Annotated in this window: 14 protein-coding genes; 6 read left to right on the top strand and 8 right to left on the bottom strand. The window is 71.8% G+C overall.

Features of this window, described 5'->3' with window-relative positions:
* Positions 1-9: 9 nt before the first annotated feature.
* The gene (locus H489_RS21460) at positions 10-2,181 is read right to left on the bottom strand and encodes a phosphocholine-specific phospholipase C (protein WP_017885708.1); all 2,172 of its coding nucleotides are present in this window, start codon (positions 2,179-2,181) and stop codon (positions 10-12) included.
* A 241-nt stretch (positions 2,182-2,422) separates the two neighbouring features.
* Between H489_RS21460 and H489_RS21455 the strand changes: the two genes are divergently transcribed.
* Positions 2,423-3,172 carry a GntR family transcriptional regulator gene (locus H489_RS21455; protein ID WP_017885707.1) on the top strand — a complete coding sequence of 250 codons (750 nt, stop codon included), beginning with the start codon at positions 2,423-2,425 and terminating at the stop codon, positions 3,170-3,172.
* Positions 3,173-3,256: 84 nt separating this feature from the next.
* Here the strand turns inward: H489_RS21455 and H489_RS21450 are convergent, their stop codons facing one another.
* A complete protein-coding gene (locus tag H489_RS21450) occupies positions 3,257-4,594 on the bottom strand; it encodes a nucleotide disphospho-sugar-binding domain-containing protein (RefSeq protein ID WP_017885706.1) in 1,338 nt (445 codons plus the stop codon).
* A gap of 132 nt (positions 4,595-4,726) precedes the next feature.
* Here H489_RS21450 and H489_RS21445 point away from each other — a divergent pair, with 132 nt between their 5' ends.
* The 3 genes from H489_RS21445 to H489_RS21435 all read left to right on the top strand — a co-directional run bounded on the left by H489_RS21445 (position 4,727) and on the right by H489_RS21435 (position 8,166).
* Entirely contained in the window at positions 4,727-5,413 is a 687-nt protein-coding gene (locus tag H489_RS21445; RefSeq protein WP_017885705.1) for a hypothetical protein, read from the top strand.
* Between the two features lie 210 nt (positions 5,414-5,623).
* Positions 5,624-6,616: an endonuclease/exonuclease/phosphatase family protein gene (locus H489_RS21440; RefSeq protein WP_152427134.1), complete on the top strand. Its 993-nt coding sequence runs from the start codon at positions 5,624-5,626 to the stop codon at positions 6,614-6,616.
* Between the two features lie 176 nt (positions 6,617-6,792).
* Positions 6,793-8,166 carry a C4-dicarboxylate transporter DctA gene (locus H489_RS21435; RefSeq protein ID WP_017885703.1) on the top strand — a complete coding sequence of 458 codons (1,374 nt, stop codon included), beginning with the start codon at positions 6,793-6,795 and terminating at the stop codon, positions 8,164-8,166.
* Positions 8,167-8,181: 15 nt separating this feature from the next.
* On the opposite strand, the gene H489_RS21430 is transcribed toward H489_RS21435, so the two are convergent.
* Complete coding sequence (locus H489_RS21430; RefSeq protein WP_152427133.1) at positions 8,182-8,694, bottom strand: hypothetical protein; 513 nt, start codon at positions 8,692-8,694, stop codon at positions 8,182-8,184.
* Between the two features lie 132 nt (positions 8,695-8,826).
* Between H489_RS21430 and H489_RS21425 the strand changes: the two genes are divergently transcribed.
* A complete protein-coding gene (locus H489_RS21425) occupies positions 8,827-9,669 on the top strand; it encodes a hypothetical protein (protein WP_017885701.1) in 843 nt (280 codons plus the stop codon).
* Positions 9,670-9,774: 105 nt separating this feature from the next.
* Here H489_RS21425 and H489_RS21420 read toward each other — a convergent pair whose 3' ends face one another.
* From H489_RS21420 to H489_RS21410, 3 genes are all read right to left on the bottom strand, one after another.
* A complete protein-coding gene (locus tag H489_RS21420; protein WP_017885700.1) occupies positions 9,775-10,311 on the bottom strand; it encodes a recombinase family protein in 537 nt (178 codons plus the stop codon).
* Between the two features lie 206 nt (positions 10,312-10,517).
* Positions 10,518-11,090: a uracil-DNA glycosylase gene (locus H489_RS21415; protein WP_031259094.1), complete on the bottom strand. Its 573-nt coding sequence runs from the start codon at positions 11,088-11,090 to the stop codon at positions 10,518-10,520.
* A complete protein-coding gene (locus tag H489_RS21410) occupies positions 11,087-12,115 on the bottom strand; it encodes a TDT family transporter (RefSeq protein ID WP_017885698.1) in 1,029 nt (342 codons plus the stop codon). Before H489_RS21410 ends, H489_RS21415 begins: the two co-directional genes overlap by 4 nt.
* Positions 12,116-12,322: 207 nt before the next feature.
* Between H489_RS21410 and H489_RS21405 the strand changes: the two genes are divergently transcribed.
* On the top strand, positions 12,323-13,249 hold the full coding sequence (locus tag H489_RS21405; RefSeq protein ID WP_017885697.1) for a LysR substrate-binding domain-containing protein: 927 nt from the start codon (positions 12,323-12,325) through the stop codon (positions 13,247-13,249).
* Here the strand turns inward: H489_RS21405 and eno are convergent.
* Together eno and H489_RS21395 are read right to left on the bottom strand one after the other, a co-directional pair.
* Complete coding sequence (gene eno / locus H489_RS21400) at positions 13,234-14,568, bottom strand: phosphopyruvate hydratase (protein WP_017885696.1); 1,335 nt, start codon at positions 14,566-14,568, stop codon at positions 13,234-13,236. The genes H489_RS21405 and eno overlap by 16 nt on opposite strands.
* A gap of 138 nt (positions 14,569-14,706) precedes the next feature.
* Positions 14,707-15,192 (bottom strand): inorganic diphosphatase, encoded by a 486-nt coding sequence (locus H489_RS21395; RefSeq protein WP_017885695.1) that lies wholly within the window; start codon positions 15,190-15,192, stop codon positions 14,707-14,709.
* Positions 15,193-15,209 lie beyond the last annotated feature (17 nt).

Raw genomic sequence — 15,209 nt, 5'->3', positions numbered from 1 at the left:
CGGCTCGCGTCAGCGCTCCGCGCGCCCGGCGAACCGGTACCGGAACCCGGGCACACCGTCCGCGGTGACGACCACGTCGTAGTAGCCCCACTCGTCGAGCGGCCAGTGCATCGTCTTGTGCCCGGACCCACGGACGTGCGCGGTCTCGCGGTGCTCGACGAAGTCGTTGGCCACGAGTTCGAAGCGGAGTTCGCCCGTGCCGGTGTTCTCGAGCAGGAGCTGCAGGGTTCGCCGGCCGCGGGCGTCCCGGACGACGGAGACGTGCGGGACACCACCGGTCGCCCGGCCGCCGACCGTGACGGTCCCGGCGAAGCGCCGGAGGAACCGGTCGGGTCCGTAGACGCTGACGTCGTACGCGCCGCCGGTCGTCGTGGTGTCCCACACCCAGTCGGCGCTCGCTCCCACGGGGACGGTCTTCGGGTGGGCGGCGAACGGCATCGCGGTGTTCGGGTACACCAGGAAGTTGACGCCCTGGCGGCCGTCGTTCGCGAGCGCCACGGTGACCCGACCGGTGCGGTGGTCGACGGTCGCGTCCGCGTGCTGTCGGTAGGGCAGGCTCCGACGGCGGACTGTGCCGGGCTCCTGGACGGGCACCGTCTGCGCGCCGATCGCGGGCTCCTCGATGGGCGGCTTGGCCTGGTCGGCGTCGGCGGCAGCGACCAGCGCGCGGGTCTGCTCGATGCCGGGGACGACGTCGGCGCCCGGGATGCTCGGGTCGGGGGCACTGAAGTCGAAGCAGCTGGTCAGGTCGCCGGAGACTGTCCGTCGCCAGTCGGAGATGTTCGGCTCGCGGACCCCCGTGACGTGTTCGAGGAACTGGATCACGGAGGTGTGGTCCGCCACCTGCGAGTTGACCCACCCGCCACGGCTCCAGGGGGACACCACGGTCATCGGCACGCGGGCACCCATGCCGATGGGCAGGCCGTCGACGTACTCGTCCGGGGTGCCCGGTTCGGCGAACGGGGGGACGACGTGGTCGAAGTAGCCGTCGTTCTCGTCGTAGTTGACGAGCAGGACGGTCGAGGCCCAGGTGTCCGGGTTGCTGAAGAGTGCTTGCACGACGGCGTTCGTGTAGTGGGCGCCGTAGTCCGGGCTGGCCGCGGGGTGCTCGCTCCAGCCGTAGGGGGCGACGACGTACGACACGGTGGGCAGGCTGTTGGTCGCGCAGTCCTGCCCGAACTGGCTGAGCAGGTGGGTGACGTCGAGGCCCTTGCCGGAGTTCGGCTTCCACCCGTCGTGCAGCCCGGCCCGCGCGGCGAGCTCCTGCTGGGCGGGGTCCGAGGATGCGAGGGCGCGGTGGTACTGCTCGAACAGCCAGAGCGGGTTGTCGCCGTAGTCGCCGACGTACGGGTCGGCGGAGCTGTCGCCGACCTCGTCGTTGGCGTAGGTCTTCCAGGTGACCCCGGCAGCCTGCAGGCGTTCGGCGTAGGTGGTCCAGGCGAACACCGGTTCGTAGTCCGCCGGGTTGTCGGTCGCCGGTCCGCCCTGGGTGCCGCGGGGGTCGATCGTGCCGGACCACTGGTACAGGCGGTTCGGCGTCGTCGGCCCGTTGAGCGAGCAGTGGTAGTCGTCGCAGACCGTGAAGGCGCCGGCGAGTGCGCGCTGGTAGGGGATGTCCTCGCTCGTGAAGTAGCCCATCGTCTGGGCGCTCTTCGCGTCGACCCACCGGTTCCAGGCCCCGCCGTTCCACGCGGTGTGCCCGCCACCCCAGGAGTGGTCGAGGCCGTCGGCGTTCTGCGCGTTGAACCGCGTGGTGTCGAGCCGGAACGGCAGCATGGCGCCGCCGTCGGTGCGGGCCGCTGCCGGCTGGTGGAAGACGTCGTGTCCGGTCGGCAGCTCGAGCGCCTGCTTGTCGGAGAACCCTCGGACCCCGGGCATCGTGCCGTAGTAGTGGTCGAAGGACCGGTTCTCCTGCATGAGCACGACGACGTGCTTGACGTCGGCGATCGTGCCGGTGGGGACGGCACGGGCGGTCGCGGCGCTGGCACGGTCGGCCGCGCCCGGTCCGAACGCGGAGCCTGCGGCGACGCCGGCCATGATCGCGGCCGCGCCGCCGACCAGGACCGTGCGGCGGCTCAGACCGGGGCGGACCGCTGCGGTGTACGCGGCGTCCGGGGTCAGCGGTGGTGCGGCGTCCAGGCTGACGTCGGGTGCGCCGTGTTCGGGCTTCCTCGTGCTCATCGCGGGCCTTCCAGATCGGTGGGGAGTGCGGGCGCTGCGGGGGAAGAGCACCCGTCAGCATGACAACGAGGTGCGCTGAACCGTGCCTGGCCCGGTCGTGGCAGCGGGGTGAACGCGTCCGGTGGAATCGGGATCGACCTGTCCAGGTGCGCCGTGGCAGGACCCTGTCATCTCAGGGTGGCTGCCACCAGAACTCCGACGCACCTGGACAGGTGGAGCTGGGGCGGGGGAGGATCACGGGGTGCGACCACTGTTCCGGGACCTCGCCGAGGACCTCGCCGACCGGGTGCTCCGCGGTGAGTTCGACGCCACCGGGCTCCTGCCGGGCGAGCACGACCTGGCCGCCGACTACGGGGTGGCGCGCGGCACCGTGCGGAACGCCCTCGGTCTGCTCCGCGACCGGCAGGTGCTGACGGCACGTCCGGGGTCCCGTTGGCGTGTCCGGACCGCGACGCTCGGCCACGACGCCGGCGCGCTCGAGTCGTTCGGTCAGCTGGCCCGGGCCAGGGGACACGAGCCGGGTGGTCGGGTGGTGGCGGTCGAGGAGCGCCCCGCCACGATGAGCGAGCGGCGGTTGTTCCACGCCGCGCCCGACGAGCCCGTCCTGCACGTCGCGCGGGTGCGCTCCCTGGACGGCGTCGACGTCATGCTCGAGCGCACCGCCTACGCGCCGTGGGTCGCCGCGGTCATCCGGACGATCCCGGGCGGGCAGACGTCGGTGTCCGCGACCCTGCAGGACCGGTTCGGCATCCGGGTCGGCTCCGCCGTCACCACCGTGGACGCGCTGCTGGCGGACGACGCCGACGCCGCGCTCCTCGGGGTGCGGCCCGGGGCGGCGCTCCTGCAGGTCCGCCGGTCGAGCACCGCCGAGGACGGCCGACCGCTCGAGGCCGGCGACGACCGGTACGTCGCCGGGACGGTGCCGCTCCGGATCCGGACGGCGTCCGCAGCGGCACCGCGGGTCGGCGCCGGGCCCGACGACGCGGGATGAGACGGACAGGAGGCGCGGTGCCAGCCGGCACCGCGCCTCCTGTCCGTCTCCGTGCAGCCCCACGACGTGGGCCGGCAGGCGGGGTCAGCGTCGCTGGGTGCCGCCCGCGGTGGCCGCGGCGACGGCCGCCGCCAGCCCGGCCTCGATGACGTCGACGGGGTCCGGCAGGGCCGCGATCGACGCCGCCACCTGCCGGCTGCGGGCGCGGTGGGTCGACGTGCTGAGGACCTCGAGGACGGCCCGACGGATCGCCCGAGGCCGTGGTGTCCCGGAACGCAGGTTCCGCCCGCACCCGGCCCAGGCCACCCGGGCGGCGACCTCCGGCTTGTCCTCGGTCGACCCGGCCACCACGAGCGGGACGCCGTGCGCGAGGGTGCGCTGCACCCCGCCGAACCCACCGTTCGTCACGACGACGCTGCACCGCGGCAGCAGCTGGTCGTAGGGCAGGAAGGTCGCCACCCGGGCGTTCGCGGGCAGGGCCGTGCCGAGTGCGCGCTCGAGCTGGTCGACCGGGCGGCCTCCCGTGGTCGCGACGACGAGGACGTCCTCGTCCGCCAGGGCGCGCAGGGTCGGCGCGAGGAGCCGGCCGAGGTCGACGGTGTCGATGGTCCCCTGGGTGACGAGCACCACCGGGGTGTCGGTGTCCAGGTCGTCCCACCACGCGGGCAGGTCGGCCGCGGAGGTCGGCGCGGAACGGGCCACGACCGGACCGACGAACCGGACCGTGTCCGGGAGCTCGCGGCGCGGGTACTCGAGCTCCCGGACGCTCATCTGGAACAGGGTGTCGAACGCGCGGTACGCGAAGTCGAAGGTGTCGATCGTCGACGGCGGTGCCCCCACCTCGGCGAGCACGGCGTCCACCGCGCGACGCAGCGGCCGGGTGAGGACGGGGTGGAGCGCCGCCGTGAGCAGTCGGTTGCGCGCGCGAGCCACCGGCCCGCGACCCGGGGGGAGCGCAGTGCCGAAGGGTGCCGCGTCGACGCTGGTGAGCGTCACCGGGGTGGTCGCGATCCCGAGCACGGGCAGACGCTCCGCGGGCGGCAGGGCCAGGTACGGCGCGAGCCCGGTGAACGACGCTTCGCCGAGCACCGCGTCGAAGCGCCCCGCTGCCAGCAGCGCCGTCAGCTCCCGGTACTGCGACGGGATCGCCCGGACGAACATGGCGATGATGCCCTCGCGGACGACCGCGATCCCGCGTGCCGCACTGGCGTCGGCGAGCCGCTCCTGCAGGTCGGCGTCGTCGAAGTCGACGTCGGCCGGCAGCGCAGCGAACCGGAGCCCCGCGCCGACGACGAGCTCGCGGTACTTGGTGCCGGTCAGCACGGTGATGTCGTGGCCGCGCACCGCGAGGGCACGTCCGACGTCGACGAGGGGCGCGAGGTGGCCGTAGACGGGCGGTGAACAGAGCAGGTACGAGGACACGGGGCCGCTTTTCGACGCTGGGGATGACCGGACGCTCGGAGCGTAGGTGCGGCGAGCACGCGCGTGGCGCGGCACGGACTGGGAATGGGTGAGAGTCCTCGAGCATCCGCACCGGGGCGTTAGGGTCGCTGCATGACCACACCCGCGGGGGCGAGTTCGGGCAACGGCTACTGGCGCGGCCAGATCTGGGCGACGGCCCTGCTCGGCGTCGGGATGGTGGCGTGCAGCGTCGTGCTCTTCCTGGCGGATCCCGACGAACCGGGACGCGGGCTCCTGACCGCGTTCGGCGGCCTGCTCTTCCTCACCACGTTCGGCTGGGCGGTCGACGCGGCGACCCGATCGGACCCCCGACAGCGCGCGCTCTTCGCGTGGGCCGTCGCCCAGCACGAGGCCGCGGGGCACGGCAACGACGTCCTCGCGCTGGCCGATGCCGCCCGTGCCCGCGACGGTGCGCTCGACGCCGAGCGGATCCGGGCACTGCAGGCGCTCCGGCCCGACAACCCGTACCCGGGCGGCCCGCTCGACGACGGCGCCGACAGCGTGGGCGGCGAGCCGGACGACGCCGGCGCGAACCGGCTCGGCATCGCCCTGCTCGCGCTGTTCTTCGCCCTGACCGGCCTGTACTGCAGCTGCTGGCCGTCGGTGTTCGTGCTCGGGTGGCCGTTCCAGTTCATCGCGTCGATCCTGGCCGTGGTCGCGATCGTGCGGCCGGGTCGCGGGCGACGGCTCGGCGTCGTCGCGGCGATCGTCTCGGTGCTCGGCACCCTGGTGACGGTCGGCGTGCTCGCGTGGGGCGTCATCGAGGGGGTCGGCAGCTAGCTGCCCGCGGTCGCGCGTGCGGCCCGCGACGTGCGCGGTGGCGGACGGGAGGCGCGGTGCCGGCCGGTGTCGCGCCTCCCGTCCGTCGTCACGCGGTCCACGGCGTGGGCTGGCGCAGCGCGCCGCTGCGGTGCCGGGACCCAGCAGGATCCTCAGCGCGTCGTCGCCGTCCACCGGCGGACGAGGGGGTCCGTGCGCGAGGATCCAGGGGTGTCTCGTCGTGCGGCTGCTGTCCGGACCACCGTGGTGGTCGCGACCCTGCTGGTCGGTGTCGCCTTCGTCACCGCTCCGTGGCTCGGGATCGGGCGAGCGCCGGTGCTCGCCGCCGTGCTGCCGGCACGTTCCCTCGTGACCGTGGGGCTGGCCGCCGTCGGCCTCTCGCTGCTGCTCGTCGCCGTCGTCGTGCGTCGCGTGCGACTCGTTGCCGCGTCGGTCGGTGTGGTCGTGCTCGTCGTCGCCGTGGCCAACACGGCCGTCCTCGGCGCGCGGGGGTGGGACGTCGGGGCCGTCAGCGGTGCGGGTGACTCGCTCCGGGTGTTCGAGTGGAACACCAACGGGGGACTCGTCGGTCCGCAGGGTGTCGCCCGGGCGGCGCTGTCCGCACGGGCGGACGTCGTCGTGCTGCCCGACGCGGGGGACCGACGCGCTGCCGCCGCGGTGGCGCGTTCGATGGGCGAGCACGGTCGGCCGGTGCGGCTGTTCATGCGCCGGCAGGGCGCGCAGGTGGCGGTGCTCGTCCGCGCCGACCTGGCCTCCGGAGCGTCGATGCGTCCCGGTGTCGACCCGGTGAAGACGATGACGGTGTCCGGACCGTCGATCCCGACGATCGTCGCGGTGCACGCCCCGCAGCCGGTGCTGCCCGGCGGTCTGGCGGGCTGGCGGACCGATCTACGGTGGATCGGTGAGCAGTGCGGCCGCGGCGCGGACGTCATCGTGTCGGGGGACTTCAACGGATCGGTCGACAGCTTCGACGGCGGCCGCCTCGGGTCGTGCCGGGACGCCGCGTCGGCCGTGCACGCCGCGGCACTCGGCACGTGGCCGACGTGGCTCGATCCGCGGCTGGCGATGCCGATCGACCACACCCTGGTCGGTCCGTCGGCCGGTCCGTCGGCCGGTGTCGTCCGGTCGTGGAGCGTGCTGACGGCCGAGGACCACTCGGGTGCCCGGCACCGGCCCACCCTGACGGTCGTCACGCGCACCTGAGGCGGACCACGGCCCGGTTTCGGCGTGCGGGGCCGTTCTTCGGCGTGCGCGGCCTTGTTCCGGCCTGTTTCGGCGTTCGCGGGGCCCTGTTCCGGCCCGTTTCGGCGTGCGTGGGGCGCGTCAGGTGGGAACAGGCTCGCAACGTCGTCGAAACACGCGCACGGTGGGGTGGGTGCATGGACGTCACCACCACGGATCGTGCCCCCGCTCGCTGGTACCAGTCGCTGTTCGTGCAGATCGCGATCGGCGTCGCCCTCGGCATCGCGGTCGGGGTCTGCTTCCCGGCCGCGGCGCCGGTGCTCAACGTCGTCGGGCAGGGGTTCATCCGCCTGATCGAGATGGTGATCGCGCCGCTCGTCTTCATCGTCGTGGTGACCGGCATCGTGCACGTCGGCGACCTGCGGTCGGTGGGACGGATCGCCGGCAAGGCGATGGTCTACTTCCTGCTCGCGTCGTCGTGTGCGCTCGTGTTCGGTCTGCTGGTCGGCAACCTCGTGCGCCCCGGCGCCGGCCTGCGGATCGACCCGTCGTCGCTCGACGCCTCGGCCGTGGCGGCGAAGACCGCGGGCGGCACGGCTCCGGACGCCGGCACCTTCATCCTCGACCTCATCCCGTCGAGCGTCGTGAACGCGTTCGCGACGAACGACATCCTGCAGGTGCTCGTCTTCGCGGTGTTCGTCGGCGCGGCCATCGCCGCGATCGGGAGCGAGCGTGCGCGGCCGCTGGTCCGGGGGCTCGACCTGTGCCTCGAGGTCGTCTACCGGATCCTGGGCTGGGTCATGCGCCTGTCGCCGCTCGGTGCGTTCGGCGCGATGGCGTACGTGGTGGGGCAGTACGGCGTCGACACCCTGGGGTCGTACGGACTCCTCATCGCCGCCTGCTACGGCGCCGCCGCGGTGTTCATCGTGGCGTTGCTCGTCGGTGGGCGGCTGCTGTCCGGGGTGCCGATCTGGCGGTTCGTGTGGCACACCCGGGCCGAGTTCGGGCTGGCCCTCGGCACCGCGTCGACCGAGGCCGTGCTGCCGCGGATGATCACCCGGCTCACCGAGGTCGGCGTCTCACGGAGCGTCGCCGGGCTCGTCGTGCCGACGGGGTACTCGTTCAACCTGGACGGGGCAGCGATCTACCTGTCGATCTCGCTGCTGTTCCTGACGCAGGCGTTCGGGGTGCCGTTGACGCTCGAGCAGCAGGTCGCCGCGCTCGGGGTGCTGCTGCTGACGTCGAAGGGCATGGCCGGGGTGCCGGGGTCGTCGTTCCTGGCGCTGTCCGCGACGGCGACGAGTCTCGGGCTGTTCCCGGTCGCGGGCGTCGCGCTGCTGCTCGGCGCCGACCGGATCATGGACGCGATGCGGGTGAGCGTGAACCTGCTCGGCAACTGCGTCGCGACGCTGGTGGTGGCGCGGTGGCAGGGTGCGCTCGACCGTGAGCGGGTGGACGCGGTGCTGCGGCCCGGGCGCGGGGTCCGGCCGTCGTCGGAGCCGGAGTCTGCTGCGGGTGGTGCGGGTGCTGCGGGTGCGGCCGCGGTGACGGCGACGGCGCGGGTTCGGTGAGGGGCCGCGGCGCGGTCAGCGGTCGAGGACGGCGCGCTGCTGGTCGTACTGCTGGCGGGTCCGGTGTCCGCCCATCTTGCGCACGACTGCGCCCGAGGGGTCACGGGTGATGCGCCACCAGATCGCGGTGCAGAGCGACGTGGTCGGCAGGATCGTCCCGAGTCCGATCAGGAGCTGTCTGCCGAGATCCGTTCGCCAGGGCAGCCCGGACAGCTCGAGCACCGTGATGACGATCGCGCCCACGACGAGGTTGATCAGACTGCTCCAGAGCTTCCGCACGGTGCGCTGACGTGCCGCGTCGAGTTCCGGCAGCTGCGCCAGCGGGAGCGTCGAACCGATGTGCTCACGCGGTTCGCCGCCGACGATGACGGCGGCCGGGCCCGGGGCTGCAGCAGCGGCGTCGGTGTCCGTGGCGGGGCGCCACACCAGGTAGTCCAGGTGCTCCACGTCGTCGTCGATGCAGAACCATCCGCCTTCGAAGTCGCCGGCAGCGGCGTCGGGATCGGCGTGGGGAGTGGTCGTGGTCACGTCGGTCATCTTGGCAGCAACCGGTGCCGCTGCGGCACCACCGCTTCGGGGGTGGAACGGAGGCGACGGTCGCGGGGCCGGTGGTGCGTTCTGCTGGCAGGATGGTCCCGACACCACGGGGGCGGGGCGGACATGAGCACGGAACAGCAGGACTGGCGCGACCACGGGACGGGCCCGACGACGGGACGGGGCAACGCGATCGCCATCGCGCTCGTGTTGCCGGTGCTGCTCGTCGTGAGTTGGGTGGTCCAGATCGGGGCGTACCTGGAGCGTGACTTCGGGTCGATGGACGACCGGCTCGGCCCAGGGGGCGTGCTGACCCGGCTGGTGATCGGGGCCGCGCTGGCCGTGGGGATCCCGGCGGTGGTGCTCGTCGTGCAGGTCCGGGCTCGCCGGCGCGAACGGCGGCACTCGCTGGCCGCCGTGGTCGCGGCGATCGTCGTGCTGGTCATCGCCGTGCCGTGGAACGGTCTGGTCCTGACGTCACAGGTGCGGAGCATGGCCGCCGACGCCCGGCAGAGGGCGCAGCCGGCGACCGCCGCCGAGCGGCACTTCGCCGACGGCGACGCCGGGGCCACACTCGAACGGATCGGGGACCGCACCGTGCGGATCCTCGGCGGCGACCGGAAGTCCGCCTACCGCGATGGTGAGCGAGCCGGTGGTGCGTACAGCGAGGAGTGCAAGCTGTCGAACGCCCACCAGGGGGTGCGGTGGACGTACTGGTACGCCCCGGGGGAGTACACCGACGCCGACGGCAAGGAGCTCCTGCCCGAGGACCACACGATGATCGAGGGTGCGAACCGCGACGTGGACCGCGTCCGCTCGTACTGGGAGTCCGAGGGCATCGGTGCCCGCTCCGAGGCGGACCTGGTCCCCGACCAGATCTCACCCACAGCCGACTGGCTCGAGAGCACCTCGTCGTACACGCGGCCCGGTCCGGACGTCGACTTCCGCACGATCTGCCTGGTGCGCTGAGGGCTCATGCCGTGGTGGGGCCTCCGGGCTGTGAGCGGGTTCGCTCTGTGTCGTCGTTTTCGCGGCGGTCGGTGTCGGGCTCAGTCGCGCGCGTCCCAGCGCTGGCTACAGGTTGGGTGCGGGCCTGGACCGCCTCGCGGTGACTGGTTCAGTGTGACGGCCGAGAGCCCGGTAGATGGTGGTGGGGCTGACGCGGAGGACGTCGCCGATCTGCGCGACGGTCATCGCTTGCTGCTCGTCGAGCCGGCGCGCGGTGCGCACCTGGTCCACGGAGAGCCGCGACGGACGGCCACCGGTCCGGCCGCGGGCTCGGGCGGCGGCACGGCCGGCGTTCGTGCGTTCCTTGCTGAGGTCCCGTTCGAACTCCGCCAGTGCGGCGAAGACGTGGAACACGAGCCGCCCGCCGGGCGAGGTGGTGTCGATGGTCTCCTGCAGCGAGCGGAGCCCGCTGCCGCGCTCAGCGAGGGCGTGCAGGTGGTCGATGAGGTGCCGGATGGAGCGACCTTGCCGATCGAGCCGCCAGACGACGAGGGTGTCGCCGGCGCGGAGCTGGTCGAGGAGCTTGTCGAGCTCGGGCGGGTGTCGGAGCGAGCCGGAGATGGTGTCGACGAACACGCGGCAGCAGCCGACGGCGTTGAGCACATCGATCTACAGCGACGCGTCCTGGTCGGTGGTGGACACGCGCGCGTACCCGAGGAGGTGACCCGTGAGGAGAACGGAGCGAAACTCGACCGACCGGCGCGGTAGCGGCACGTGGATGCAGGAACTGGGTTTCGCTCCAAGACACGCCGGTCTGAGCCACGCTCCGACCTGCTCAAGCTCCGGTGCAGCGGAATCGGAGGTGTTTGTTACGTGGGTCGCGCTCGCGCGGCGAGCCGGAGTGCTTGCACGGAACGGAAGTGTTGTTCCGAGCGATGGCGGCCGTTGGCGGGAGACGGATGTGGTGCTGCGATGACCGGGAGGAGTCGGGGGTGCTCGTCCAGGGTGAGGTGTCGCATGACGCCGTCGAGGGCGACGGCCCCGTACGTGACGATCGCAGTGAGAGCGGGCAGCGCCGCGAGCAGTGTGGCAAGGCCATGCCGCCCCTCGTCGACGTCCGCGAGTCGCACGCGGTCGGGCAGTTCCCATGGGATGAGGTTCCAGCGGACGTACTCGCCGCGTGCGAGCCCTGACTCGATACGGGCTGCTCGGAACGCGGCCGCGGTCGGGCCCGGGTTGTCCTCGCTGCAGATGGCTGCGTGCGCTGCGGCGATGGTCTGGGGGCCGGGCGACTGCATCAGGACCAGGACGCGGCTGGATCTGCCGCCGGATCGTGGGTCGAAGCTCGGGACGAACCGTCGGCTGCCGTCGGGCGCGGTCCGCCACGTCTCCGCAAGACCGTTCAGCGATCGAACGTCAGCGAGTTCCTCGGGGGTACTCATGACGGCTGTGGCGGTGCCAGCAGGGTGCCACGGATGACGGATCCGTGAAAGGTGCGAAGGGCAACGGTGATCCATGCGGCGACGAGGCCGGCGTAGTAGATGACGGCGAGGACGGCAACGACGGTCAGGCCTGAGTGCAGGGCGAGCCCGTTGAGTCCGGTGACGCAGGTGCCGACGGGGAACGTGAACGACCACCAGGTCAGGCTGAACGGCAGGTGTTCGCGGGCGGTCCGGACGGTGACCGCGAGGGCGATGACGGTCCACAGCAGCGCGAAGCCGAGCATCGCGAACCCGTACACCAGCGCCACGACGAGGAGCGCGTGGGCGGTGGATGCGTCGACGACGGTGGGTGCGTTCGATGCGAGGAGGTTCACCGCCGTGATGGATTGTCCGACGGGTCCGAGGACGATCCACAGGGTCGGCACCATGCCGGCGGCCCCGACCTTGTGGTGCGCGAGCCGGTTCCAGATCAGCGTGATCACGACCAGCGACGTCACGAGACTGAGCCCGAAGAAGCCGTAGCAGGACCACAGCAGCGTCTCCCGCGCCTGTCCGGCGGGAGCGTACGGCAGCAGCAGGGCGCCGGTGGAGGCGGACACCATCGGCGGGACGATGGGCATCAGCCAGCCGCCGAACGCGGAGTCGGGCTTGTTCTCGTGGCGGATGAACGCCAGGTACGGCACCAGGACTGCCGTGAGCAGCCCTCCGATGGTGCCGATGGTCCACAGGACCCAGTCGATGGTGACGGCGGCGGGCAGGCCGACCCAGTCCTTGCCGAGCAGGAGTGTCCCGGCGCCGACGGTGAGGAACGCCATCGGTGGTGCGCCGTAGAAGTGGGAGATGACCGGGTTGAGGTGGTGCCTGGCTGCGGTGCTCCGGTAGCGGATCCAGTGCAGCACCGTCGCGATCGTGAGGGCGACGAGGAGCACCGCGGCGATCGCCCACACGACCGTCGCCGCGATGCGCAGACCGGGGAACTGCAGTGGGAGTGACGCAGCTGCGACAGCGACGATCCCAGTGCCCATGATTGATGCGAACCAGTTCGGTGTGAGATTCGACACGATCAGGCCTGGCCGCTCCAGGTCACGGAACAACGTCGTCTGCGGCCGTTGGGGCAGCTGGCTACCGTTCGCGGGTGCAGGGTCGGTGCGGAGCGTTGTCATGGGCCAAGCCTGCGCGAATCCTGCCTCTGGCGGTACCGGGAACCTCTTGGCGGGGCACAATCGTTGGTTGTGGCACTACGGCGACTCACGGACCGAACGTTCGACCTCGACACACTCGACGCGCTCGCATGCGTCGCCGAGACCGGCTCCTTCTCCGCTGCCGCTGGAGCGCTCGGCGTCACGCAACAGGCAGTGTCTGCTCGGATCCGGGTCGCCGAGCGCATGGTCGGCCACTTGTTGGTGCACCGCTCGACCACGGGGTCGGTGCTGACCGAGACCGGCCGGCTCGTCGTCGGGCTGGCCGGACCGGTCCTCGACGGGTCTCGCCACCTCGAGGCAGGAGTGGCTGCGCTGCGGGCTCCCACGGGTTCGCTCGTCGTCGCAGCGTCACAGACGATCGCGGAGCTGCTGCTGCCGGGCTGGCTGCTCGAATTCCGACGCCGTGAACCCGACGTGCGGGTGCGTTTGATCGCGGGCAACTCCGCCGCGGTGACGGACCTCGTGCAGTCGGGTGGCGCGAACCTCGGGTTCACGGAAACCCCGGTGACGGCAGCAGGTGTGTCCGCGCAGGTGATCGCGGACGATGAGCTCGCGGTCGTCGTTGCGCCGGGCCATCCCTGGGCTCGGTCGACCGGGATCAGTGCGGAGGTCCTGGCGGCGACGGCTCTGCTCCTGCGGGAAGAAGGTTCCGGGACTCGCGCGACCCTCGCCGCATGGCTCAGGGAGGCCGGTTTGAACATGTCGGTTCCGGCCGCGGTGCTGGAGACCACGAGCATCATCCGGGCGAACGCGCAGGCTGGGATTGCACCGGCGGTGATGAGCCTTCGCACGGTCGCCGCCGACATCAACGACGGGTCGCTGGTGCGGGTCCCGCTCTCTGGAGCGCCACTTGCCCGGCCGTTGCGGGCGATCTGGTCGGGAGAGCCCCAGCCAGCTGTTTCTGCTTTCCTGCGCGTCGCCCACGAGGTGACCGGTCGGGGTCAGCGCAGCCCGTAGGGCAGCTCCGGATTGTTCTCCGCGATCTCGGTGAGCCGGTTGTACTTCGCGACGCGTTCTCCGCGGGCGGGGGCGCCTGACTTGATCTGCCCGGTTCCGGTGCCGACGACGAGGTCCGCGATGAACGTGTCGGTGGTCTCTCCGGACCGGTGCGACACCATGCTCCGCATCCCGAGCGAGCGTGCGACGCCGATCGCGTCGAGGGTCTGGGAGACGGTGCCGATCTGGTTCGGCTTGATGAGCGCTGCGTTCGAGAGCCCGTCCTTCCCGCCGTCGCGGATGCGCTGTGGATCGGTGACGTAGAGATCGTCGCCGACGATCTGGAGCATGCCGCCGAGCGCGGACGACATCGCCTTCCAGCCGCCGTGGTCATCTTCGGAGAAGCCGTCTTCGATGCTCCGGATCGGATACCGGCTGGTGAGGTCGCGGTAGTAGTCGACCATGCCTGCGCGGTCGAGACGGCGATCCACGACCCGGTAGCTACCGTCGCCGAGCGCGAACTCGTTCGCCGCCGGGTCGAGTGCGATCGCGACGGTGTCGACGCCGGGCTCGTAGCCAGCGGCACTGATCGCGGCGACGAGGAGGTCGAGGGCCTCCTCGGGCGCGGCGATCGATGGGGCGAAGCCGCCTTCGTCCCCGAGACCGAGACTGCCGAACCGTTCCCGGACCAGTGCCGCCAGTGCGTGGTACACGTCCGACCCGATCCGAACCGCGTCGGTCATGGTGTCGGCGTTCACCGGGGCGATCATGAACTCCTGGAAGTCGAGCGCATTCGCTGCGTGCGCTCCGCCGTTGAGCACGTTGAAGTGCGGGACGGGCAGGCGGGGCGTGCTGCCGGTGACGTCTGCGATCCAACGCCAGAGCGGCAGCTCCGCTGCGGCGGCGAGAGCGCGTGCCAGGGCGATCGACGTCGCGACGACACTGTTCGCACCGAGCCGGCGGTAGTTCGGGGTGCCGTCGAGGGCAGCGAGGGCGGCGTCGACCTGCCCGATCGAGGTCCACGACTGACCGGTGATCATCGGTGCGACGTCCGTCGCGATGAGGTGCAGCGCCTGGCTCACGTCGCGGCCGCCGTAGCTGCTGCCGCCGTCGCGAAGCTCGACAGCCTCATGCGCGCCGGTCGATGCGCCTGCGGGGGCGTCACCGGTGACGACGGTGCCGTCCTCGAGCTCGAGACGCACCTGGATCGTCGGGCAGCCGCGGGAGTCGAGGATCCGGGAGCCGTGCAGGCTTCTGATGGTGACGGGGCGGCTGGTGTGGGTCACGTACTCGCCCTGATGGTGGGTGGTGTGGTGGACGTTGCTGATGTAGTCGTTCATGGCGGTTGTCGCCTTTCGGGTTGGTCGTGCTGGTGTGGGCCGCGGGGAGGCGGAGGGACGACCTCCTGGCGATCACTGGGCGCCAGTTGCCTCCCCACGGCGGTTCAGGGCGCGCACTGGATGGTGCGCGGGTGCCGGTCAGGGGTGCGGGGTGAACCGTTCCTGTGCGGAGCGGATGATGGCTTCGGCGTCGACACGGTTCGCCCACCCGCTGGTGGTGACGTGCTTGCCGTGCTCGATCTCCTTGTAGTGGGCGAAGAAGTGCTCGATCTCCGCCAAGACCGGCTCGGCGACGTCGGAGATGTCCTGGACGTGGTCGAAGCGGACGTCTCCGGCGGGGACGGTGAGGATCTTGTCATCGCCGCCGTTCTCGTCGACCATGCGGAGCATCCCGACCGGGCGGACGTCGACGACGACGCCGGGGAACGTGGGCCGGGGCAGCAGCACGAGTGCGTCGAGGGGGTCGCCGTCATCGCCGAGCGTGTCGTCGATCGAGCCGTAGTCCTGCGGGAACACCATGCTGGTGAACACCGCCCGGTCCAGGCGGATCCGTCCGGTGGCGTGGTCGACCTCGTACTTGTTGCCGCTGCCGCGGGGGATCTCGATCGTGATGTCGAAGTGCATGAGCTGTTCTTCTCCCA

Source organism: Curtobacterium flaccumfaciens UCD-AKU (assembly GCF_000349565.1).
GTDB classification, from domain to species: domain Bacteria; phylum Actinomycetota; class Actinomycetes; order Actinomycetales; family Microbacteriaceae; genus Curtobacterium; species Curtobacterium poinsettiae.
Note: the sequence above shows the minus strand (reverse complement) of the source record. Positions and strands in the feature narration are given on the sequence as shown.

Bases quoted from the DNA above. Each gene is read 5' to 3' on its own strand.
- H489_RS21460 (WP_017885708.1), bottom strand. From the start codon at position 2,181: ATGAGCACGAGGAAGCCCGAACACGGCGCACCCGACGTCAGCCTGGAC.
- H489_RS21445 (WP_017885705.1), top strand. From the start codon at position 4,727: ATGACCACACCCGCGGGGGCGAGTTCGGGCAACGGCTACTGGCGCGGC.
- H489_RS21435 (WP_017885703.1), top strand. From the start codon at position 6,793: ATGGACGTCACCACCACGGATCGTGCCCCCGCTCGCTGGTACCAGTCG.
- H489_RS21425 (WP_017885701.1), top strand. From the start codon at position 8,827: ATGAGCACGGAACAGCAGGACTGGCGCGACCACGGGACGGGCCCGACG.
- H489_RS21415 (WP_031259094.1), bottom strand. From the start codon at position 11,090: ATGAGTACCCCCGAGGAACTCGCTGACGTTCGATCGCTGAACGGTCTT.
- H489_RS21410 (WP_017885698.1), bottom strand. From the start codon at position 12,115: ATGGGCACTGGGATCGTCGCTGTCGCAGCTGCGTCACTCCCACTGCAG.
- eno (WP_017885696.1), bottom strand. From the start codon at position 14,568: ATGAACGACTACATCAGCAACGTCCACCACACCACCCACCATCAGGGC.
- H489_RS21395 (WP_017885695.1), bottom strand. From the start codon at position 15,192: ATGCACTTCGACATCACGATCGAGATCCCCCGCGGCAGCGGCAACAAG.